At 68.1% G+C, this 1,299-nt stretch carries 1 protein-coding gene; it reads left to right on the top strand.

The features are described from left to right. Positions 1 to 1,270: IS3 family transposase (locus AB5767_RS10010; RefSeq protein ID WP_368132946.1), on the top strand; the 1,270-nt coding region annotated here is incomplete at its 5' end. Positions 1,271 to 1,299 lie beyond the last annotated feature (29 nt).

The raw sequence follows: 1,299 nt of genomic DNA, 5'->3' as shown, positions 1-1,299 counted from the left end.
GGGGGTGCGGACAGAAAGTTGGACCGCGGGGCGGTCCGGACTGGAGGTTCGCATGTACAGCAGGGAGAAGGTCGAGCTCTTCCTCCTGGCGACGGAGGACGGCATGGGGCCCACCGCCGCCGCGAAGTTCGCGGGGGTCTCGGTGGGCGCGGCCAAGAAGTGGGCGACGGGGCACCTCCCGCACAGCTACACCGGGGCGCGCTGTAGAATCGTGGCGAGGAAACCGCCACGGAAGGAGGCCAGCTTGGGCCCCGACAAGTCGATCTACGCCCCGCCCGCGACCGGCCCGCTCGCCGGGCTCAACGAGGACCAGATAGAGAACCTGCTGCTCAGGGCGGTGTTGGCCGACCTAAAAGCGGAAGGGTGGGACCCGGCTTCGATCTCGAACAGGAGCAAGTGCGAGCTCGGCGAGAGATTGAGGCTGGCGACCGCCCTGCCCCTCCGCTCGATCACAGGTTTCTTGAGGATATCGAAGAGCTCCTATGAGTACTGGAGGCCCCGCGTCGCCGCACCGCGCGACCGCGACGCCGACATACGCGACCGCGTGGTGCGCATCTTCCGCGAGGGCTCGGGGTGCTGGGGGTACCGCACCGTCTGGGCGCGCCTGCGCCGCGAGGGGGTCCGCGCCAGTGAGAAGCGCGTGGCCCGCGTGATGCGCGAGGAGGGCCTCGAGGTCGTCTACAACAAGAGGCGCGCCCGGGGCTACAGCTCCTACGCCGGCGAGGTCTCCAAGGCACCGGAGAACCTCGTGAACAGGAATTTCCACGCCGACGAGCCCAACCGGCTGTGGCTCACCGACATCACCGAGTTCAGGCTCCCGGGCGGCGAGAAGGTCTACCTGAGCCCGATAGTCGACTGCTTCGACGGGATGCCCGTCGCCTGGTCGATCGGGCTGCACCCCGACAAGCGCCTCGCGAACTCGAGCCTGCTCAAGGCCTGCGCGGCCAGGCCGGCGGGCGCCCGCACGACGATCCACTCGGACCGCGGCGGCCACTACCGCTGGCCGGAGTGGATCGGGATCTGCGAGGAGAACGGGCTGGCCAGGAGCATGTCCGCGAAGGGCTGCAGCCCGGACAACTCGGCCTGCGAGGGCTTCTTCGGCCGCCTCAAGAACGAGTTCTTCCACTACAGGGACTGGGAGGGCGTGACGGCCGGGGAGTTCATGGGCAGGCTCGAGGCCTACCTCGTATACTATCGTGAGGAGCGGATCAAGAAGTCCCTCGGGTGGCTCAGCCCGATGGAGTACCGCAGGAAGCTTGGATACGCCTAGGCGCGGTCCAAGAAATCGTCCGCACCCCC

It is taken from the genome of Collinsella aerofaciens (genome assembly GCF_040926265.1).
GTDB lineage: Bacteria > Actinomycetota > Coriobacteriia > Coriobacteriales > Coriobacteriaceae > Collinsella > Collinsella aerofaciens_BB.
Note: the sequence above shows the minus strand (reverse complement) of the source record. Positions and strands in the feature narration are given on the sequence as shown.